The organism is Prosthecobacter vanneervenii, from assembly GCF_014203095.1.
GTDB lineage: Bacteria > Verrucomicrobiota > Verrucomicrobiia > Verrucomicrobiales > Verrucomicrobiaceae > Prosthecobacter > Prosthecobacter vanneervenii.
The window spans coordinates 1-20,509 of record NZ_JACHIG010000021.1; the positions used below are offsets into that span (position 1 = coordinate 1).

The 20,509-nt window shown below is 60.6% G+C and carries 20 protein-coding genes; 11 read left to right on the forward strand and 9 right to left on the reverse strand.

What is annotated here, in order from left to right:
* Positions 1-640: 640 nt before the first annotated feature.
* From HNQ65_RS25700 to HNQ65_RS25715, 4 genes are all read right to left on the reverse strand, one after another.
* On the reverse strand, positions 641-1,357 hold the full coding sequence (locus HNQ65_RS25700; RefSeq protein ID WP_184344588.1) for a hypothetical protein: 717 nt from the start codon (positions 1,355-1,357) through the stop codon (positions 641-643).
* Between the two features lie 74 nt (positions 1,358-1,431).
* Entirely contained in the window at positions 1,432-2,580 is a 1,149-nt protein-coding gene (locus HNQ65_RS25705; protein ID WP_184344590.1) for a thiolase family protein, read from the reverse strand.
* A gap of 461 nt (positions 2,581-3,041) precedes the next feature.
* Entirely contained in the window at positions 3,042-4,490 is a 1,449-nt protein-coding gene (locus HNQ65_RS25710; protein WP_184344592.1) for an acyl CoA:acetate/3-ketoacid CoA transferase, read from the reverse strand.
* Positions 4,491-4,731: 241 nt separating this feature from the next.
* Entirely contained in the window at positions 4,732-5,490 is a 759-nt protein-coding gene (locus tag HNQ65_RS25715; protein ID WP_184344594.1) for an SDR family oxidoreductase, read from the reverse strand.
* A gap of 97 nt (positions 5,491-5,587) precedes the next feature.
* Between HNQ65_RS25715 and HNQ65_RS25720 the strand changes: the two genes are divergently transcribed.
* The 3 genes from HNQ65_RS25720 to HNQ65_RS25730 are packed head-to-tail and all read left to right on the forward strand — an operon-like array spanning position 5,588 to position 6,576.
* A complete protein-coding gene (locus HNQ65_RS25720) occupies positions 5,588-5,965 on the forward strand; it encodes a VOC family protein (RefSeq protein ID WP_184344596.1) in 378 nt (125 codons plus the stop codon).
* An 18-nt stretch (positions 5,966-5,983) separates the two neighbouring features.
* Entirely contained in the window at positions 5,984-6,262 is a 279-nt protein-coding gene (locus HNQ65_RS25725; protein ID WP_184344598.1) for a BrnT family toxin, read from the forward strand.
* Positions 6,263-6,282: 20 nt separating this feature from the next.
* Positions 6,283-6,576: a CopG family antitoxin gene (locus HNQ65_RS25730; RefSeq protein WP_184344599.1), complete on the forward strand. Its 294-nt coding sequence runs from the start codon at positions 6,283-6,285 to the stop codon at positions 6,574-6,576.
* 135 nt (positions 6,577-6,711) lie between these two features.
* On the opposite strand, the gene HNQ65_RS25735 is transcribed toward HNQ65_RS25730, so the two are convergent.
* On the reverse strand, positions 6,712-6,984 hold the full coding sequence (locus HNQ65_RS25735) for an HU family DNA-binding protein (RefSeq protein WP_184344601.1): 273 nt from the start codon (positions 6,982-6,984) through the stop codon (positions 6,712-6,714).
* 119 nt (positions 6,985-7,103) lie between these two features.
* Between HNQ65_RS25735 and HNQ65_RS25740 the strand changes: the two genes are divergently transcribed.
* A complete protein-coding gene (locus tag HNQ65_RS25740; protein ID WP_184344603.1) occupies positions 7,104-7,667 on the forward strand; it encodes a gamma carbonic anhydrase family protein in 564 nt (187 codons plus the stop codon).
* A 55-nt stretch (positions 7,668-7,722) separates the two neighbouring features.
* The gene (locus HNQ65_RS25745) at positions 7,723-8,367 is read left to right on the forward strand and encodes a bifunctional nuclease family protein (protein ID WP_184344605.1); all 645 of its coding nucleotides are present in this window, start codon (positions 7,723-7,725) and stop codon (positions 8,365-8,367) included.
* 651 nt (positions 8,368-9,018) lie between these two features.
* On the opposite strand, the gene HNQ65_RS25750 is transcribed toward HNQ65_RS25745, so the two are convergent.
* The 3 genes from HNQ65_RS25750 to HNQ65_RS25760 form a co-directional block, all read right to left on the reverse strand.
* Complete coding sequence (locus HNQ65_RS25750; RefSeq protein WP_184344607.1) at positions 9,019-11,337, reverse strand: tetratricopeptide repeat protein; 2,319 nt, start codon at positions 11,335-11,337, stop codon at positions 9,019-9,021.
* Positions 11,338-11,388: 51 nt separating this feature from the next.
* On the reverse strand, positions 11,389-12,870 hold the full coding sequence (locus HNQ65_RS26915; protein ID WP_221306302.1) for an OmpA family protein: 1,482 nt from the start codon (positions 12,868-12,870) through the stop codon (positions 11,389-11,391).
* An 88-nt stretch (positions 12,871-12,958) separates the two neighbouring features.
* Entirely contained in the window at positions 12,959-13,729 is a 771-nt protein-coding gene (locus HNQ65_RS25760) for a M23 family metallopeptidase (RefSeq protein WP_184344610.1), read from the reverse strand.
* Positions 13,730-14,070: 341 nt separating this feature from the next.
* Here HNQ65_RS25760 and HNQ65_RS25765 point away from each other — a divergent pair, with 341 nt between their 5' ends.
* The 4 genes from HNQ65_RS25765 to HNQ65_RS25780 all read left to right on the forward strand — a co-directional run bounded on the left by HNQ65_RS25765 (position 14,071) and on the right by HNQ65_RS25780 (position 17,213).
* Positions 14,071-14,874, forward strand: a complete 804-nt coding sequence (locus tag HNQ65_RS25765; protein ID WP_184344612.1) for an undecaprenyl-diphosphate phosphatase — start codon at positions 14,071-14,073, stop codon at positions 14,872-14,874.
* Positions 14,875-14,969: 95 nt separating this feature from the next.
* Positions 14,970-15,458, forward strand: coding sequence for a DUF2062 domain-containing protein (locus tag HNQ65_RS25770; protein WP_184344614.1), 489 nt, complete (start codon positions 14,970-14,972; stop codon positions 15,456-15,458).
* A 100-nt stretch (positions 15,459-15,558) separates the two neighbouring features.
* Positions 15,559-16,044, forward strand: a complete 486-nt coding sequence (locus tag HNQ65_RS25775; RefSeq protein ID WP_184344616.1) for a TPR end-of-group domain-containing protein — start codon at positions 15,559-15,561, stop codon at positions 16,042-16,044.
* Positions 16,041-17,213 carry a serine hydrolase domain-containing protein gene (locus tag HNQ65_RS25780; protein ID WP_184344619.1) on the forward strand — a complete coding sequence of 391 codons (1,173 nt, stop codon included), beginning with the start codon at positions 16,041-16,043 and terminating at the stop codon, positions 17,211-17,213. The genes HNQ65_RS25775 and HNQ65_RS25780 overlap by 4 nt, the downstream gene beginning before the upstream one ends.
* A 30-nt stretch (positions 17,214-17,243) precedes the next feature.
* Here HNQ65_RS25780 and HNQ65_RS25785 read toward each other — a convergent pair whose 3' ends face one another.
* Positions 17,244-18,416, reverse strand: a complete 1,173-nt coding sequence (locus tag HNQ65_RS25785) for a right-handed parallel beta-helix repeat-containing protein (RefSeq protein ID WP_184344621.1) — start codon at positions 18,414-18,416, stop codon at positions 17,244-17,246.
* A 71-nt stretch (positions 18,417-18,487) separates the two neighbouring features.
* Here HNQ65_RS25785 and HNQ65_RS25790 point away from each other — a divergent pair, with 71 nt between their 5' ends.
* Together HNQ65_RS25790 and HNQ65_RS25795 are read left to right on the forward strand one after the other, a co-directional pair.
* Positions 18,488-18,643 carry a hypothetical protein gene (locus HNQ65_RS25790; protein WP_184344623.1) on the forward strand — a complete coding sequence of 52 codons (156 nt, stop codon included), beginning with the start codon at positions 18,488-18,490 and terminating at the stop codon, positions 18,641-18,643.
* Positions 18,640-20,157 (forward strand): arylsulfatase, encoded by a 1,518-nt coding sequence (locus HNQ65_RS25795; RefSeq protein ID WP_184344625.1) that lies wholly within the window; start codon positions 18,640-18,642, stop codon positions 20,155-20,157. The genes HNQ65_RS25790 and HNQ65_RS25795 overlap by 4 nt, the downstream gene beginning before the upstream one ends.
* Positions 20,158-20,509: the final 352 nt, after the last annotated feature.

The following is a 20,509-nucleotide window of genomic DNA, read 5'->3' on the forward strand; positions in this document are numbered from 1 at the left end:
CTGTTATCTTCAAATAGCAGGCGGCGCTCCCGCCTTGCCACTGGGGCCGCTGCGCTCGCCGGTTCATTATGACAATCTTTTCGAGAACAGGTCTAACCACAGAGTCCGAGCCGAGAGGCACAGAGCTTTTGTTTTGCTGAGTTACTCATCACCCGAGCTCAAGACGGGACTGGAAGTTGAAGGGACGTTCGATTCTGCCGCAGAGGGGCGGAGATGCAGAGGGGGCAGAGAATTGAGACGGGCTTGGCTCCATTTGGTTGTTTTCCATGGGCTGCGGTTTACCGGGGGGCCTCAGGGAGGAGGAGTAGGAGTACGAGGAGGAGGCAGAGTGGCGGAGCTTGCTGGTGGCTGGTTAGTTTGTCAGTTCAATGGCCATGGCGATGCCCATGCCGCCGCCGATGCAGAGGGAGGCGATGCCGCGGCGGAGGTTGTGGTCTTCCATGTGGTGGAGGAGTAAACTAGATGTCTGGCGTCTTCTTTTTGTGTTTTTGCATGGTTCTGCTTCCAAATAGGAGGGTTTAAAAAACCGAGCAGCTGGCTTAATTTTATTTTATCAAATAGGTTGGCACAGCCAATGCCATTGGTTGGCGCGTGGGCTCATTATATAACTGCCCCGTTCCAGGAGGCAGGCTACTGCGTTTTACAATTCGTCCACATATAAAGTCCCTTTTGAAAGATAATTTAATGTACTCAGTAGCCGCTCACGATCCTCTGGCTGATAAACCTTCGTGTCAAAAGCCATCGTCAGCTTCTCAAATTGATTGTCCGCTCCAAGGAAGAGATCCGCTTGCCATCTTTGCTCATTCTCAATGACGCTGAAGTACTTGCCCAGATAGTTTGCTCTTTTTATTATGTTAAATCCTTTCAGGCTTTTGGCTTCGCGCCAAATCGTTTGTCTATTTACATGAGCATTATATACCTCGATAATTACAGATGCAGTCCAATAATAAGGCGTTGCAAAAACTTCTTTGAAATCAATAAAATTCGCCGCAGTTATGAGTGAGTCTTTCAGGGAGCTTTCTTTATGTAATTCTTGATTATAGGCGTCAAGAACATAGTAGTTTCCTTTTTCCGTGTACAATATGAAAACTCCTTGTGCGGTATCAACCACGCCAAATATCCGCCCTTCCTCTTTAGGATAATTATCAACTTGTTCCGCCAAGAGATTTAGTGTTTTAGTTGGAATCAAAGTTCCAAAGTTGAATAAACCGCATAAGATTCCTCTTCCAAAATCTTTGTAAAATTGGATTAAATCCAGTGGTTTTGTTTGCAGCCCGGATAGTTCTGAAATTGGCAGATGATTAGTCATAACCTCGCCGATGCCGACAATTGTCCATCCTTTATATTCTTTTATCATAATTAAATTTTTGAAATGGATTTGGTGATGGCAGTGTGATGCTCGTTGGCCGATTCATCGAGCTTAGAATGTGCCTAGGGGGTATCGAGTTCGATGGCCATGGCGATACCCATGCCGCCGCCGATGCAGAGGGAGGCGATGCCGCGGCGGAGGTTGTGGTCTTCCATGTGGTGGAGGAGGGTGACGAGAACGCGGGCGCCGCTGGCGCCGATGGGGTGGCCGAGGGCGATGGCTCCGCCACGGGGGTTGAGCTTGGCGGTGTCGAGGTTGAGCTCTTTGGCGCAGCCGAGGGCCTGGACGGCGAAGGCTTCGTTGATCTCGATGGCATCGACTTCGTCGAGAGCCCAGCCGGTGAGGGTGCAGACTTTCTGGATGGCACCGACGGGACCGAGGCCCATCAATGCGGGATCGCAGCCGACGGCGGCGCTGGCGATGATGCGGGCGCGAGGGGTGAGGCCGTGACGGGAGACGGCGTCTGCGCTGGCGAGGAGGGCGAGGGCTGCGCCGTCATTGATGCCGGAGGCGTTGCCAGCGGTGACGGTGCCGTCTTTGCGGAAGGCGGGCTTCAATTTGGCGAGGGAGTCGGCGGTGGTGTCGGCACGCGGGTGTTCGTCTGCGGTGACATCGCTGATGGGAATGATCTCGCGGGACAAGGCGGCGCGGCTGGCGGCGACGCGGCTTTGGCTGAGGGCGGCGAAGGCGTCCTGCTCGGCGCGGGAGATGGCGTGTTTGTCGGCGATGCGTTCGGCGGTTTCGCCCATGCCGATCTTGAGGAGGGGATCGGTGAGGCCATCGACGAACATTGCGTCCTGGAGGGAGGAGTCGCCGAGCTTTTTGCCGAAACGGAGGTCGGTGGCGTAGTGGGGGGCGCGGCTCATGACTTCGACGCCGCCGGCGAGGACGAGGTCGTTTTCACCGGAGCGGATGGAGTCGGCGGCGAGGGCGACGGCTTTGAGGGAGGAGCCGCAGGCCATGTTGACGGTGTAGGCGGGGACTTCCTGAGGGAGGCCGAGCTTGAGGGCGATCTGGCGGGCGACGTTCATGCCGGAGCCTGCCTGGAGGACCTGGCCGAGGATGACCTGCTGGATGTAGGCGCGGAGAGCCGGAGGGAGCATGGCGTCCCCGAGGGCGTGGCCGAGCTGGGTGGGGGAGAGGTCTTTGAGGCCGCCGCCGAAACGGCCGATGGGGGTGCGGCGGGCGTCGATGATGTAGATGGGGGGCATGGGAAAGTTACAGGTTTAAAGTTTGAAGTTTAAAGTTCTCTGGGCGCGGTGCGTGTGAGGTGCTGGTGATCCGCAGAGAGGGCGGAGTTTTTTATTGGCCTACGGAAGACGCGGAAGACACGAAAGCCAGAAGAGGATGGCTTTTTAGTGGGCTGTGGGGACGTGAGTGCTGGCATCGCTACGCGATGCGAGTGTGTTTGAGGAGGCCGATAGCGGTCACGAGGGGTGTCGCTTCGCTCAACCCCTCGCTACAGGCTTTGATGGCTACGCCATCAGGGGAAGGTGGTGTGTGGGTAGAGTGAGTGATCGCAGTATGAATGTTGATTTGCCAAGTTGTCTGGCTGCGAGGGGCTCGTGCGGCATGGTGTTTGCCGTGCGCTGATGGACGGGCGGGCTGTCGCCACACCCATCCTACGAGCCGGCGTGGTGCCATGCGTTATTTTACGAAGGTGGTGAAGCGGTCATCGGTGCAGGTCGATGGAAGGAGTGAATTCCATTTTGGAGAGGATGTCGGTTTGGAGGTCGAGGCCTTCGGTGATTTCGATGAGGCGGAGGCCGCCGGGGACGAGCTGGAAGACGGCACGCTCGGTGATGTAGAGGACCTGCTGGCCATTGCGGAGTGCGGTGGGGCCGTGGAAGCAGACGTGCTGGATTTTTTGCACGAACTTGGGCTGGCCCTTGGCTTCGAAGGTACAGCAGAAGATGAGGCGGCGGGCGCTCTGGGCGATGTTTACAAAACCGCCGACGCCAGCAAAGCGGTCGGCGAAACTGGTGACATTGACGCTGCCTTCGTGATCGACTTCGACGGCACCGAGGACGGCGAGGTCGAGGCCGCCGCCGTCGTAGTAGTCGAACTGTGAGGGCTGGTCGATGATGGCTTCGGGGAAGTGGCTGCAGCCGAAGCTGAGGCCGGAGGCGGGGACGCCGCCGGTGGGGCCGCTTTCGACGGTGAGGGTGAACTCCTGGAGGCGACCGGTTTCGGCGGCGACCATGGCGACGGCTTCAGGGAGGCCGATACCGAGATTGACGATGTCTCCTTTGCGCACCTCCTGAAGGGCGCGGGTGCCGATGCGTTTGCGATCGGACTCGGGCATGACGGGGAGGGTAAAGGAGCCGTCGCTGGTGACGACGAAGTCCTCGATGAAGGCTTCGCTGAAAGTCTGATCGTGATGGAGGCCGCCGGAGGTGACGATGTAGTCCACGAGGAGGCCTGGAACGCGGACGGATTTGGGATCTGGGAGCTGATCAACGACGGACTCGACCTGGGCGATGACGATGCCGCCGTGGTTTTTGGCGGCCTGGGCCATGGGGAGGAGCTCGCTGATGATGCCTTCGCATTCCATGCTGAGATTGCCGCGTGAGTCGGCATAGGTGGCGCGGATGAGGGCGACATGGATGGGGATGGGCTTGTAGCGGAGCCAGGTGTCGCCATCGAGCTGGATGCGCTCGACGAGGGGCTCGGTGGTGCGTGCATTGAGCCTGCCGCCGCCGTGGATGGGATCGATGAAGGTATTGAGCCCGACTTTGGTGAAGAGGCCGGGGCGCTTGGCGGCGATCTCGCGGGTGAGGACGGAGAGGACGCCCTGGGGGAGATTGTAGGCCTCCACTTTGTTGGCGAGGGCGAGTGTGCCGAGCTTGGGGGCGAGATTCCAATGGCCGCCGACGATGCGCCGGAGCAGGCCTTCATGGGCGAGGTGATTGAGGCCGCGCTCGCAGCGGTCGCCCTGGCCGGCGCAGTAGTAGAGGGTGAGATCTGTGGGTGTGCCGGTCTGGAGGAAGCGGCGCTCGAGGGCGAGGGTGAGGAGCTCGGGATGGCCGGAGCCGACGAAGCCGCTGACGGCGATGGTGGAGCCGCTGGGGATGGCGGCGATGGCTTCGTCAGCGCTGGCAAGGGTGGCGGGTGCGCGCATGTTTCAGTGACTGCGGAGGCTGGGGGTGGCGGATTTAACACCGCGAGAGATTAGAAGACCGCAGAGATGAGGTTTTCATTCTGAGGTGGTGATGAGGAGGCGCTGGGGACTGGAGGTTGCACCGCAGAGATAGGAAAAACGCAGAGGTGGGGTGAGGGGCGCCGGGAAGAGGAAGAGGAAGAGGAAGAGGAAGAGGAAGAGGAAGAGGAAGAGGAAGAGGAAGAGGAAGATTGGCGGGGAATCAGCCGCGCCAGCCGCCGTTGATTTCGATGGTCTGGCCGGTGACGTAGGAGGCGAGGGGGGAGCAGAGGAAGAGGACGACGTTGGCGACTTCCTCGGTGGTGCCGAAGCGGGCGAGGGGGACGTTTTTGAGCATCTCGGCGCGGACGGCTTCGGGAATGGTGGCGGCCATGGAGGTGTCGATGACACCGGGGGCGATGGCGTTGGCGCGGATCTGCTTGCGGGCGGCCTCGCGGCTGAGGACGCGCATCATGGCCTGGACGCCGGATTTGGCGGCGGCGTAGTTGGCCTGGCCGAAGAAGCCCTGGATGGCAGCAATGCTGCCAAAGCTGACGATGGCGCCGTGATCGCGCATGATTTCGAGGGCGTATTTGCAGCAGTAGAAGACGCCGGAGAGATTGACGTCGATGACGGCGTCCCATTCATCGAGGCTCATCTTGGCGATGGTGCGGTCTTTGATGATGGCGGCGTTGTTGACAAGGTAGTCGAGACCGCCGTGACGGGCCTGGATCTCCGCCATCATGGACTGGACCTGATCGGGCTTGGAGACATCTGCGGCGATGATGCTGGCGCTGTCTGTGCGAGCGAGGTTGAACTCATCTGCGAGCAGCTGGGCGTCTGCGGTGGTGCCGGGGGTGCCGAGGTGATTGAGGACGACGGTGGCACCTGCGCGATGGAAGGTGCGGGCCACCTGGGCGCCGATGCCCTGGGATGCGCCGGTGATGAGGGCGACTTTTCCTTTGAGGTCGATGGAGATCATGGTGTGGTTTTATGAGACGGAGCGCGGCGCATCAAGCTTTCCTCCACTCTGAGGATCATTTGCCACGAGGGGGAGCGTGTGGCATAGGCATGGAATCATGGTCAAAAAACTTCTGCACACCCGCTACCGGGTGAACGATCTCGAAAAGACGATCCACTTTTACACCCAGGTGCTGGGGCTGAAGGAAGTGAGGCGGCACAAGTCGCCACGTGGGTCTGAGCTGGTGTTTCTACAGACGCCGAACAGCGACGAGCTGATCGAGATCTGCAGCTATCCGGCGAGCGGGCCGGTGACGTTTTGCAGCGATCTGACGCATCTGGCGTTTGAGGTGGAGAGCATCGAGGAGTTTGCGAAGCATTCGGCTGCGCTGGGTTACCCGCTGTCTGACGGGCCGACGCCGAGCTCGAGCGGGGTGTTTGCCTTTATTGACGCGCCTGAGGGGTATGAGATAGAACTGATCGAATACCGCAAATAAATCCGTATATACCGTCTCATGGACTTTGACTGGATCGGCGCCGCCTTTGACCTCTCCAAGCTGCCTCCCAAGGACATTGAGGAGTCATTTGAGGATCCGTTTTCCATCAAGCTGCTGCCGGATGGCCAGCTAGAGAGCGCGGAAGCCCGGTACTACAACCTGGGCAAGTCGCTGCAGGGCAAGCCGGTGTTCAGCGTGTTCTGGACGGACGGGAAGCACTACCGGGTGGTGTTTGCGCGCCTGATGACGCCAGCGGAGCATGACTTCTTTGAGCGCAAGAAGGCGGAGGATCTTTGATTTTTTAACCCAGCACCGACATGGAAACCGCACCTGCAGACCTGAAGCTGATCAAAGCGTGGAGAGACGTGCCCGTCTTTGAGTCGGACGAGGCGGAGGGGAAATTCTGGGGTGCGCACCAGCTGGATGCGCGGCTGATGCAGTCTTCCATCCATCGCACGGATGTGAGGGAGTCCACGACGATCACGCTGAGATTTGACCCGCGGATGCTGAGCCGGATCAAGCGTGTGGCGCGTAGGCGCTACCTGAACTACCAGAGCATGATCAAACAGTGGCTGAGCGAGCGGATGGAGCAGGAGCTGAAGGGAGAGTAGGCAGGCGGCTGTGTGCCGCCGCTACGCCTTGCCACGGGAGGGAATGATTTTCGGACGGTTCCTGGCGATTTTTTATGACGGGGCAGGAATGCCCCGGCTACTTTCATGTCATGGGGGCAGGAATGCCCCGGGTGCCTAGATGGACTCTTTGAGGGCGGCGGAGGGGACGAAGCGGACGGTTTTGGAGGCCTTGATCTCGACGGGAACTTTGGTCTTGGGGTTGCGGCCCATGCGGGCTTTGCGCTCGACGGGCTTGAAGGTGCCGAAGCCGATGAGCTGAACGGGCTCTTTTTTCAGGCCGGAGGCGATGGCCTGCAGGACGGCGTCGAGGGCTTCTGAGGCAGCGCGTTTGGAGGTGTCGCCACCAAGGATTTCCTGAACTGCGTCGATGAGCTGAGCTTTGTTCATGGGCGAGTGAGATTCGTTGTTGGATAGAAGGTGAGTCCGTTCCAGAATGAATGAGGCGCGGCGCTGTTTATGGCGCTGACGGGTTAATTTCACAATCATAAAATCTCATCTCGACCATCATGGAATCGCTAAAAAAATTCTTGCTTCCTGAGGCGCAGCCGTCCGTGGCCGCCGATGCCTTCATCGCCCAGGGGGCGGTGGTGCTGGGGGCGGTGGAACTGCATGAGCAGTCGAGCGTGTGGTATGGCTCGGTGCTGAGGGGAGACATCAACCGGATTGTGGTGGGGCCGCAGAGCAATGTGCAGGATGGAAGCGTGCTGCATGTGAGTGATGACTGCGCCTGTGTGCTGGGGGCGCGGGTGACGGTGGGGCACCGTGCGGTGGTGCATGCGTGCACCGTGGGGGACGAGGTGCTGGTGGGCATGGGGGCGATCATTCTGGACGGGGCGCAGATCGGGGCGAGAAGCATCATCGCTGCGGGGGCGCTGGTAACGAAGGGGACGGTGATACCGGAGGGCTCTCTGGTAATGGGCTCTCCGGCGCGAGTGGTGCGTGCCCTTTCCCAAGAGGAGCAGCAGGCTAACGCGAAGCTGGCGCTGAAGTATGTGGAGGTATCGCGGCGATATCTGGCGATGGGGCTGGGCGCCGGTGTGGTGAAGATCCCAGGAGAAGTCCAGGCCTAGAAAAACGCAGCCTGCGTGTTGCCAGCGGGCGGCGGGCGGCTTTTAATAGATCGTCATGAACAAGGATGTCATCGAAGTGCAGGTGAGGGCGGTGCTGCCGCTAGAGGGCAGCTTTGCCGTATTCCTGGGGAATGAGACGAAGGTCTTTGTGATCTACATCGATGAGTCCGTGGGCACCGCGATCTCCATGTTTATGCGAGGGGTTTCCAAAGAGAGACCGCTGACGCATGATCTTGTGGGGCATCTGCTGCTGGCCTTTGGCGCGAAGGTGGAGCGAGTGGTGATCAACAACATCAACGGCAGCGTCTTCCACGCGAGGCTGATCATCTCCGCCGAGAATGAACTGCATACGACGCGCAAGGTGATCGAGCTGGATGCACGGCCGAGCGACAGCATCGCGATGGCAGTGCAGCAGGGAGCGCCGATCTTTGTGGCCAAGTCCGTGTGGGATACGGTGGAAGATGTGAGCGAGACGCTGGCGCAGATCGAGAAGAAGGGGCTGCAGGCGCAGCAGGCGGCGGAGGCATCTTCTGAAGAAGAGGAGGATGACGAGGACGACATCGACGAATTCAGCGATGAAGACATCGATACGATTGCGGGGATCGAACCCGAGGAGAAGGAAGATGACGAGTACGATGATGGTTTTGGCGGAGATGATGACGATGAGGAAGGTGAGGAGTGGAAGAAGGCGGATGGGTAGCTGGATGCTGCAGCATGCGCGAACGCCTTTTCTGCTGCGGAGAGGCGGAGAAACGCTGCTGGTGAAAACGGCGCGCGAAGACGGCGCTGGGTTTGCTTCCCAGGATGAGATGCGGCAACCCAGGGTTGCCTCGCTCAGCCTCGGCTAACCCTGGGCTCAACTACACAACCCCTTTGGGGTTGGTGCGAAGAATGGGGCTTGCGACAAAAGAGAGACCTGTGTTCAACAGAATGTGGCATCATCTTTGGATGATACTAATACCACGAGTCCTTGAAAACGGGTCTACAATTCAGTCGCCGCAGGCATGGAGTGCGTCTGGATTTGGAGTGCGGTCGCGCAGATGCAAGGCGCAGGCCTGCATCGGAGCCACCGCATTCGCGGGGTCGTGAAGGTTCTTTGGCCTCAGCCAGCTGTCCGGCCTGCGGAAAGCGGTAGCTTCGTTCGTTCCTCACTGCGCGACCGCACTCCAAATGGGACGCTGTGCTTTCACGCCCCAGAACCTGCGGTACGCTCATGCACTTACGGGCTATCGCCACACCCATCCCACGATCCAAGATAGCGGACCAGCCATTCCGCTTTTTATCCGAGGAAGACTCTGAGTCTGTGATCCTGTTCAGACTCGTTTTCAACTGCCAGTGGTATAAAAGCCTTTCACCGACCTGTCAGGGCGGCGCGGAGCTGGAGGGCTTCGCCGTAGCCGGGGGCGATGGTGAGGGCGCGGTCGAGGGCGGCGATGGCTTCCGGGCGGCGGTTGTGCTGGGCGAGGATGGTGGCGCGGGCGTAGGGGATGCCGGGGTCGCGGGGATTGGCGAGTTCGCCACGCTGGAGGGCTTCGAGGGCTCCGGGGATGTCTCCCTGGCTGTTTTTGGCGAGGCCGAGATTGTACCAAGCGCGAGAGAGGCCGGGGTCGAGACGGGTGGCCTCCTGCAGTGAGTGGATGACGGCGGGCATGTCGCCGGATTCGCTGAGAGCGAGGCCGAGCTCGTAGTGGTATTCGGCGTGATTGGGGGCGAGCTTGATGGCGTCCCGCAGCTTGCCGATGGCGAGCGGGGTCTGGCCGGTGGAGCTGTACATGAGGGCCAAGTCGTGGTGGAAGGGGGGAGAGTTGGGATCCCAGCGGATGGCGGTTTCCATGTGCTGGATGGCGGAGGTGACATTGCGCCGGGCGTGCTCAAACTGAGCGAGCTGCATCTGGCCGCTGGGCTGGTCGGCGTTCCAGTTGAGCATGTGCTGAAGGTCCAGGCCGGCGGCGGAGTCGAGGTGCAGGCTTTCACGCAGGGCCCAGGCGGCGGTGACGCGGACACCGCGAACTTTGTCGTTCAAGAGGGGCTCTATGGCTTTGCGGACCGAGCCTTCCTGCAGCATGGGTTCAAGGGTACGGACAGCGCTTTCGCGCACAAGAGGGTGGGTGTGCTGGAGCTGGGCGAGGACGGCGCTCTGGACGGAGGGCTGGTCGATCCAGCGGTCAAGCAGGAGCGTGGCGCTGGCTTTCCAGTGGGGGATTTCATCGCTGCCGAGCAGGGCCACGAGGCCCTCGCGGGCTTCGTCATTCCCCTGACGAGCTTTGGCGATGAGAGTGGCGCGGGTGCGAGTGCGGCGATCCATTTTAGGGCCCCACCACTTCTGCGTGGCCTCAAGAGCCCAGTCGGTGGACTTGTCGGTGTGGCATTTGTTGCAGGCGTTGGGGATGCTGAACTGCTTGGTGAGCAGCGGGTCGGGGATGGTGAAGCCGTGGTCATGGCGCGGGTGGCGCTGCATGTAAACGGTCTGCGGCATGTGGCAGTTGACGCACTGATTGCCGGTGCTGGCTGTCTGATGAAAGCTGTGGGCCTCCGGCATGATGGGCGGGGCATTGGGGAAGCCGCCCGGGGTGTGGCAGCGCATGCAGAGCTGATTGCCGGGGAGGATGATCTTCATGCTGTGCATGTCGTGGCAGTCCATGCAACGCACGCCGGCATTGTGCATGCGGCTGCTGAGGAAGCTGCTGAACTCATAGTTTTCATCCCGGATCTGGCCGTCTGGGAAGAAGGTGTCTGACTGGTCGGTGATGGTGAGGTGGTAGTGGTCCCAGAAGGATTCGCCGGGAACGAAGTCGCCGGTGATTTCGCCACGGCGGGCGTGGCAGCCAGCGCAGTTGTCGATGTGCTGGTCGCGGGTCCACTTGGTGAGAGTGGGATCGCCCTTGGTGCCCCGGTGTTCGTGCTGCCAGGTGTTGTGCGCTTTCATGGGGCCGTGGCAGGCTTCGCAGCTGACGGACATCTCGGCCATGGTGGTGCGGTAGCCATCGGTTTTGGCGTCGTAGTTTTTCCGCAGGCGGGTGTTGTGGCAGGTGGCGCACATCTGGTTCCAGACCATGCCGCGCCCGGTCCAGTGGCCCCATTCGCCGGGCTTGCGGTCTTCGTGGCCATAGACATTGAACCACTCATTTTTGTGCGGGTCGAGGCAGGCCTCCATGGCCTGGAGGCGGCCGTCGCCACCCGAAACCAGGAACTGGCGCAGCGGGTCGTGGCCGATGACGCGCTCCACACGATAAGGGGTGATCTTGTCGCCGAAGCCGAGGGCTACGAGCTCGTAGTCGGAGCCGGTTTTGCGCGTCTCGGTAGTCTGGGTGCCGTGCTGGAAAGTGCGGCTGGGAACGAAGGCGGGGTCGTCGAGCTTTGAGTCTGGTTTGCGCTCGGCGAGGCCGTGGTGGGAGCCCTGCCATTTGGCGAACTGGTCGGCGTGGCATTCGCGGCAGCTCTGGGAGCCGGCGTATTGGGAGAAGGTGGTCTTCTCGTCCGGCATGGCGTAGGGGGCGGCCTTGGCAAGAGAGATGGTGACCGGAGCGACGGGCAGCTGGGTGTATTTTTTCTGAGGCCAGAGCGCCCAAGCGATGAGGGCCACCACTGCCGCGCCCAAACCGCCTATCCACAAGCCAGCCTTCCACGAGGACTCGGGTGGCTGGGAGGAGGGCGGGGTGTTGTTCTTCATGCGTGCGCCAGACTAGGCGGACGCGATAACGCTGCAAGGCGTGGCAAAGAATCAGAAATCCAGATAGATCTCCGCGCGGCGGTTGTGGCTGCGACCTTCGGGGTCGTCCGTGCCGTCCGACTTCTTGTTGGGGCTGAGAGGCTGGGCTTTGCCGAGGCCGGTGGTCTCCACCTGATCGGCTGGCACGCCGAGGGCGGCGAGCTGCTTTTTGACCGCTTCGGCGCGATCACGAGAGAGGCGGATATTGTAGTCATCCGCGCCTTTTTCGTCGGTGTGACCGGCGATGCGGAGTTTTTTGGAGGGGTCCGCCTTCATGAGGGCGGAGATGACTTCGAGCTGCTTTTGCGCGCGAGGGTGAAGCTCGGCGCGGTCGTACTCAAAGTAGAGGGCAAGGGATTCGCCGCCTTTGGGGTTCTTGACGATGGGAGTGTAGGGGACGCCGAGCTTGGAGGCGCTTTTGGCGAAGGAGCCGAGGATGTCCGAGAGATTGAGACCGGCGACTTTCCAGGGCTGGGCGATGTCGGCGCGCTTGAGTTCGACGCCGAACTCGGTGTTTTGCTGAAGTGATTCTGACTGAACCTGGGCGATGACCCAGGAGACTTCGGGGTTGGCGATGGTGACGATGAGCGGCTTGGCAGGGTTGAGGGCATACTGGCCTTCCTCGAACACGATGCAGAGGCCCACGAGGCGCTCGGCGGGGACTTTTTTCTCATCCACATAGGCGCGTGCGGCGGCGAAGTCGTGCTTGAGCAGGAGGCGGACGAAGTCGCTGGCGAAGGCGAGGGCGTCAGTGCCGTCGTCCACACCGAAGATCGGCTTCATGGGGGCGGCGGCTGTGGCGGGAGAGCCTGGAGTGGCGGACGCTGCGGGGGGAGCTGCGGGCGCGGGCATGGGGGCTGCGGCGATGGCGCTGCTCATGGCCTTGGGGAGGGTGGCCTTGGCGACCTTCCAGCCCATGCGTTCGTCGCGTTCCAGATCGAGCTGAATGCGCACGGTTTCCTGAGAGCCGGGCATGACGAAGGGGAGGGCGATGCGGGTGCGGTCCTCGACGAGACCGAGGAGCTCGGCCTGATCTTCGCCAGCAGGTTTGTAACCCATGGAGGCGAGTTTTTCGAAGAGTTTGGCGACGCTTTCTGACTGCTCAGCGTCTGAGGTGGAGGCCAGTTTGCCTGCGGTGGCGAAATCTCCGGTGGAGAGGCTGCGCATGAGCTGCCTGCCGAGATCCAGGGGGCGGGCAAAGGCAAAGGCGGGCGGGGCGGGCTTGGGAGGTGGAGGCGGGGGAGCGGGCGGCGGAGTGACCGGGGTGGAGGGAGAGGTGGTCTTGGCTGCTTCCGGGGCTGCCTTGGCGGCGGCTACAGCGGCTGTTTTCTCCGCAGCTTTGGCCGAGGCATCCTTCTGGGCCTCCATTTTCTTTTTGGTGAAGAGGAAGAAAATAGCGGTGCTGAGCGCGAGGGCGGCAACGACGATGAGAACAGGCACGAGACTGCCGCCGAAAACGGAGCGGACAGAGTGAGAGCGGGGCGGGATATGCATAGCCGGGAGTAAGCTGTCCAGTGACAGCATTTAAGATGCCACCACGGGGGGTGATGAATCAAGGCCTATTATGCTGTCCAGCAACCGCTCAGCGCTTGTCCTCAGTGCCTTCTGTGGTCTGCCCAGAACGCATTTTGGCTTTGAGGCGCGACCAGAAATCGTCTTCGGGCTTGGACTCGCCTTTGGAAGAGTCGGTGCCACCCTTGAAAGCAGGAACATCCACGCTGGCGGTGCGGGCGCCATCGCTGCCCACATCTGCCAAAGCACGGCCATAGGGGGCGAAGTTGTTCACCGGCACGTCGTATTTCTGCATGCTGGAAGGCAGGGCGCGGCGGGCATTGATGAAGGCTGTGGGGCTGTAGTAGTTGGAGGAATCCCTGGCGAACTGGGAGCGGTTCATGCCGATGTGGAGATTCTTGCGTACCTCGAAGTGGAGGTGAACGGGGTACATGCCATTATTACCGCCCATGGTGCCGACGAGCTGGCCTTTCTCCACGAGTTGGTGGAGTTTTACCTTCCGCTCATGGAGATGAGCGTAGAGGGAGTCCACCATGGCGACCTTGCCATCAGCCTCGCGGAAGATGTGGCGTACGAGGATGCAATTTCCCCAGCCGACGCCGATGTTTTCGGAGAAAATCACCACGCCACGGCCCATGGCATAAATCGGCACGCCGAGGTCGGTGTCGCCCCCGCCGCGTCCGTTCCAGTCTTCGCCGAGGTGGCCGTTGGGCCAGTAGCCGCGGGCTTTGTAGAAGCCGTCGGCGTCAGGTTTTCCGACTGGGAAGTCAAAGCCATCGGCCAGACGCACGCGGATGGTGGAGCCAGCCTGGGCGGCGGCATCGGCTACCCAGCAGAGCAAGGCACAGGCGCACAGGAGCGCTGACCACACCATGGAAGGGCGGTCGGGCAATGTGGATGGTCTGGAATGAGCACTGGCTGGCATGCCGAGGGGGAAACGAAGCTAGTCCAAATCGTGGCAAAGGCCAGCCTGAAAACCGCCGCAGGGAAGAGATTGGCGGAGTGTGACGAAATTATCATGTTCTATGGACTGACTAAAGCGTCGGGGGCTTGCAAACTGTGCTGACCGCCTGATTGTAACGACCGGCACACGCCCAATCCTCCCCGTCAACCATGCCATGACCGAAGGAGCGGGCTGGCAGCCCGTATCACTTCAGACCTTCCACATCCCCCATTTACGACATGCCTGACTGGCTCGCGATCATACTTCTAGGCATCATTGAAGGTGTCACCGAATTCCTGCCCATCTCCTCCACAGGGCACCTGCTGATACCGCAAAATCTGCACTGGCTGCCGCAGAAGAGCGAACTTTTCAACGTGGTGATCCAGAGCGGTGCGGTGTTGGCGGTGCTGGCGGTCTTCACCCAGCGGCTGAAGCATTTGGCAACCACTCTGGGTGATCCCTCGACACGGTCTTACCTGGCCAAGCTGTTTGTGTCGTTTTTCATCACTGCCGTGGGTGGTCTGGTGATCAAAAAGCTGAACATCAAGCTGCCGGAGACGGTGCCGCCGGTGGCGTGGGCGACTTTCATTGGAGGAATTATCATCCTGGTGCTGGAATTTCTGCACAAGGACAAGAAGGGAACGGCGGAGATCACGTGGGCGGTGGTGGTGGCGGTGGCGCTGGCGCAGCTGCTGGCGGCGGTGTTTCCGGGAACCTCGCGCTCCGGCGCGAGCATCCTGATGGCGCTGGCGTTTGGGGTGTCCCGACCTGCGGCCACGGAGTTTTCATTTTTGCTGGGCATTCCGACGCTGATGGCCGCTGGGGCTTTCAAAGTGCTGTCCGCGATCAAGGATGGCGAGGCCGGTGGGGAAGACTGGGCGATGGTGGCACTGGGGACGGTGGTGGCCGCCGTGTCCGCCTTCATTGTGGTGAAGTGGCTGATCCGTTTTGTGCAGGGGCACACCTTCAACGGCTTTGCGTGGTACCGGATCGTGATGGGCGGCGCACTGCTGGCCTGGGTATACACCGGAGGAGGGAACTGAGCATGTTTGCGATTGCCAGAGGGTGGTTTCGCCGCTCGGTTTTTAAAACGATCCGGTTTCTCAAGCACCCGCGCAAGCTGAGGCAGAGCCCGGCGATGCGCTGGTTTGCGCGGCACTTTCTGGACAAGAGGGTGTGGAAACCGACGCAGCACACGCTCTCCGGCGGGATGGCGGTGGGGATGTTTGTGACGCTGCAGCTGCTGCCGATCCAGATGCCGACGGCGACGGTGCTCTCGGCGATTTTCCGGGTGAACATCCCGATCTCGATCGCGCTTTGCTGGGTGAGCAATCCTGTGACGGTGCCGTTCATGGCGTGGCTGGAGTATGCGATCGGGAAATGGTTTTTGTCCCTCTACACGACGGTGCCGACCTCACCGTTTCCGACGCAGCTGCCGGATTCGATGGTGGACGCGTGGATCGTGCTCAAGGAGCATGCGCCGGTGATGCTGATGGGGGGGATCATCCTGGGGGCAGTGGTGGCGTTCTTGAGCTACATCATCACGTGGGGATGCTGGGAGATCGGATTGCGGATGGAGATGGCAAAGAAGCTGCGTGAGGCCAAGGCGGCCGCTGTGAGAGCGTGAGGCCACGGGAAATGAATGCTTTTTTGCGCTGTCGCAGGTGCGAAAAACCTTGTTCCTGCGGGCGCTTTGCGTTCTCATCCGGGCAGACGAACAATCACTCATGACCGAAGCAGAACGCAGGATCATCGCCGCGCAGGGATACGTGGAGCTGGGGCTCTATGAGGAGGCCCAGGCGGAGCTGGCTCCGCTGCCGGAGGAGATGCACCACCGGGTGGATGTGATCGAGATCACGCTGCTGTGCCTGATGGGTGCGCAGCGGTGGGCAGAGGCGCTGGCGCTGGCGACCAAGCTGTGCAGCGAGGAGCCGATGGAGCCGGGGGGATTTATCCATGCGGCCTTCTGCCTGCATGAGCTGCAGCGGACTGCGGAGGCTGTGGATGTGCTGTCGAGAGGACCGGCGACGCTGCGAGCCAAGCCGGTGTATTACTATAACATGGGGTGCTACCATGCGTGCCTGGGCCTGCTGGACAAATCCATGATCTATCTGAAGCGTGCCTTTGAGATGGACGGCGAACTGCGGCAGCACGCGAAAAAAGACCGTGACCTGGACTGCCTGCGGGCCCAACTGGAGTCCCACCACGCATGAGCGCGCCCGCCAGTCCAGCCAGTCTCGCAGCCGTCCGGCAATGGTTTGAAGAAAGTTTCCGCACGCGCTGGGAGATGGGGGCGTCTGTCTCCATCTGGCATCATGGGCAGGAAGTGCTGAGCCTGGCGCATGGACACTGCGACCGGGCGCGCACCCGCGAGTGGGATCAGGACACGCTGGTGCCGGTGTGGTCCGCCACGAAGGGGCCGGCGGCGGTGTGCTGCCTGCTGGCGCTGGAGGAGGCGGGCATCCCGCTGGAGTGCCCGGTGGCGGAAGTGTGGCCGGAGTTTGTGGGTGGAGGGAAGGCGAATGTGGCGTTTGTGCACCTGCTAACTCATACCGCCGGGCTGTGTGCGCTGGATGAACGGGCGCCGATTTACAATTACGACGCGGTGATCGAGGCTCTGGAACATCAGCGCCCGCTGTGGGAGCCTGGAACACGACAAGGGTACCATGCGCGCACGTTTGGCTTTCTGCTGGATGAGATCGTGCGGCGTCTGACTGAGGCGGAATCTCTGGGGGAGTATTTCAGAGAGGTGTTTGGCAGCCAGATGGGGCTGGATTTCTGGATCGGGCTGCCGAGCGCGCAGTGGGACCGGGTCTCGCCGGTTTATCCTGGGAAGATCAGCATCGCGAACGGGGACCAGCCTTTTATCAAAGCCTTCAACACGGGAGGGACGCTGACGCAGCGGACCTTTACCTCGCCGATCGGGCTGAATGCGATCAGCGACTTTAACCAGAGCGAGATGTGGTCACGTGGCTATGCGAGCATGGGCGGCGTGGGCAATGCGCGGGGGCTGGCGAAGTTTTACTCCATGCTGGCGCAGGGCGGGCGGTGGAATGGGGCGCAGATCGTGCCTGAGAATGTGGTGCGCCATTTGGAGCAAACGCTGACGCAGGAAACGGACGCGGTGCTGCTGACACCGATCGCTTTTTCAACGGGGATGATGCAGGACCCTTTGAACGAAGATCCGGAGTCAGACGGAGGAAAGCTGAGGCAGCTGTATGGGCCGAGCCGACTGGCGTTTGGGCATCCGGGGGCAGGTGGCAGCCTGGCCTTTGCGGATCCGGAGAATGGCATCAGCTTTGCCTACACGATGAATCAGATGGAGGTGGGGGCGCTGCCCGGGGAGCGTGTGCTGGGGCTGGTGCGGGCGTTGTATGCGTGAGTGCAGGCAAGAGTGCCTGCATCACTTTGATTATTGGGAGAGCTCGTGTTTTCCTTCCTGGATCACGAGGGCCTTCATGCCGCTGGCGGTGATCTTGTTGGCTTTTATGATCTGGGATTCGCCGGAGAGGATGATGCCGTTTTTGCCGGAGGCGGTGATTTCGTTTTGGGCCACGGTGTTGCCTTTGGTGCCGGTGGCGATCTGGATGGCGTTTCCCCTGGTGTGATCGAAGGCGTTTTGGGCGATGATGTTTCCTTCGTTGAGGCCAGGCTGCCTGCACCAGCGCCAGAGATTGATGCCGGTGCCGCATTCGCGGAATTCATTGCCGGCGACGAGGCAGTGGCTGGCGTCGTTGAGTTCGACGCCGATGTGGCTGCGGGTAATGTGATTGTGGGTGACCACGGATTTCACGGTGAAGTGATCGAGGTCGATGGCTTCGTCTGAGGTGTCGCGGATGGTGCAGTCGTCGATCTCGGCGCTGTCCACGGAATAGAGGGCGATGCCGCGCCCGTGGCAGTTCTGGATGAAGCAACGGGAGATGCGCAGCTTTTTGACCTGAGGACCGGTGGGGCCTTTTTCATAGCTGTAGGCTCCGGTGGCGAGCACAGCGCAGAGCTGAGTGTGGCCGCGGATGGGAGGATCTCCCTCCACGCGGCCGCCGTCGAGGGTGAGCTTTTCGATGAGCACTTCCTCGCTGGTGCCGCTGATGGAGATGATATTGGGAGCGTCCTCGTGGCGGATGAGGGTGCCGTCGGGGACGGGATATTTGAGCGGGGCATCGAGCTCGATGAGCTCTCCGGCTGCGGATTTGACTTTGGCGACGTGGAAGGGGCGGGGCTTTTGGGTGAAGCTGTCCACCTCGCCATCGGCCTCGATTTTGAGGCGCATGCCCGGCTGAAAGCCGCGCTGGGTTTTGACGGAGATGGAGGTGGCGCCGGCTGCTGTGGCGCCAGCGGCGATGGCATAGGCCACGGGCGGGAGCTTCAGGACGGTATCCTCGGCATCGAGGCCGACGATGCGGAGTTTTTTGGCATCTTTGAGCACGAGGCCGCGCTTGATGAGATGGACCCCCGGGGGGATGACGACCTCTCCGCCGCCTGCTTTGATGGCTTCATTGATGTAGCGCTGCAGCTCCGCCTCAGGCAGCGCGTGGGCAGACTGGAGCAGGATGAAAAACAGGGCGAGCAGGGCGGGAAATCGCATGGCTTAGGAAAGACGGTGCGAGAGGGGAGAAACTCGCTTTTTTGTCTGGATTAAACGCCTCCGGCCTGCCCATGAAGTTTCTCAATCGTCCTGGATTCTACCTGATTCTGCTGCTGATCACCGCGATGCTGATGCTGACGCTCTGGCTGCAATGGAAGCTCGACAGCCTGCCAAAGAGGAAAGTGAAACAAGAAACGGCTCCCGCTGCCGTTTCACATTCACCATGAAGCCGCTTTCTCTTCTGCTAGCCCTGGTGCTGACGCTGCAGGTGCATGCCCGCCAGCCGAACATTGTTTTCATTCTGGCGGATGACCTGGGGCCGGGGGATCTGGGGTGCTATGGGCAGAAGATCATCCGCACGCCGAATTTGGACCGGATGGCGGCGGAGGGGATGAAGTTTACGCAGCACTACTGCGGCAATGCGGTGTGCGCGCCCTCGCGCTGTGTGCTGATGAGCGGGCTGCACCCGGGGCATGCGTTTATCCGCGACAACCGCCAGGCCGATGATGCGAAAGGCCTGCCGAAGATGGGCAAGCCGGAGCATGAGGGGCAGTTTCCGATACCGGCGGACACGGTGCTCATTCCGCAAGTGCTGAAGCCGCTGGGGTATGTGACGGGCGGCTTTGGGAAGTGGGGGCTGGGCGGGCCGGGATCAAGCGGGGAGCCGATGAAGCACGGCTTTGACCGGTGGTTTGGCTACAACTGCCAGGGAGTGGCGCACAATTTCTACCCGACGTATCTGTGGGACAATGAGCGCACGATCGATCTGAAGAACCCGCCGTTTCCTTCTGCTGACAAGCTGAGGCCGGATGAGGACCCGAACAAGGCGGAGAGTTATGTGCGGTTTAAAGGCAGCGAGTATTCGGCGGATCTGATCGCGGAGCGGGCGCTGAAGTTTGCGCGGGACAACAAGGACAACCCATTCTTTCTCTACTGGCCGACGACGGTGCCGCATGTGGCGCTGCAGGTGCCGGATGATTCGCTGCAGGAGTATGTCGGCAAGTTTGATGATCCGCCGTATCCGGGTGGCAATGGCTACCTGCCGCACTTCAAGCCGAAGGCGGCGTATGCGGCGATGATCACGCGGATGGACCGTGAGATCGGGCGCATGGTGGCGCTGATCTCCGAGCTGGGGCTGGATGAGGACACGATCTTTGTGTTTGTGAGCGACAACGGACCGCTGACGGGCACTCACCAGGGGCTGGCGGGGACGGACTGCGCCTTCTTCAACTCCAACGAAGGCCGACGCGATGGCAAGGGGACGCTGTATGACGGAGGGTTTCGCTCTCCTTGCATCGTGAGATGGAAGGGCAAGATCAAAGCTGGGAGCACGAGCGACCGTGTGACGGGATTTGAAGACTGGATGCCGACGCTGCTGGAACTGGCGGGCGCGAAGGAGAAGGTGCCGCCTACGGACGGGATCAGCTTTGCCGCGACGCTGCGGGGGGAGAAGCAGGCGGAACGTGAGTTTTTATACCGAGAATTTCCGAGCTATGGCGGGCAGCAGATGCTGCGAATGGGAGAGTGGAAGCTGGTGAGGCGGAATCTAACGGGGAAGGGGAATGCGAAAGCGAAGGGCAAGGGGTCCGTCATCACAGAGGAGTTGTTCAACATTGCCGAGGACCCCGCGGAGACAAAAGACGTGGCTGCAGAGCACCCTGACCTGATCGTGAAAATGAAGGGGATCATGGCGACAGAGCATACGCTGAGCGCGGATTTTCCGATGAAGGCGCTGGATTAGGAGAGGTCTGCGTCGTTGGGTTCAGACTGGGGGATCAAATTTTATCTGAATGCCCGTTATCGTGACGGTCTTATGACGGCATCAGGTGTCGGTCTGATTTAAGCAAATATTCAACTGGCCTTAGGTTCTGAAATTGATGAGGAAAGAAGCTTGTTCTTGTTGAGGAATACGCTTATGGCTTAATTTTGTTTAAATAAAAATAAATTACTGTGCTTGGTTCAGGCTTATGCAGCTCTCTGAATGCCCTAATTCATCCGTGTGTGATTTCCAGAAAAAGCCGTGTTTGGCTATAGAAGACGCATGGTATTCCGCATCGAGTGGGGCGAGGAAGAATCGCGGAATAAGGGCGCTC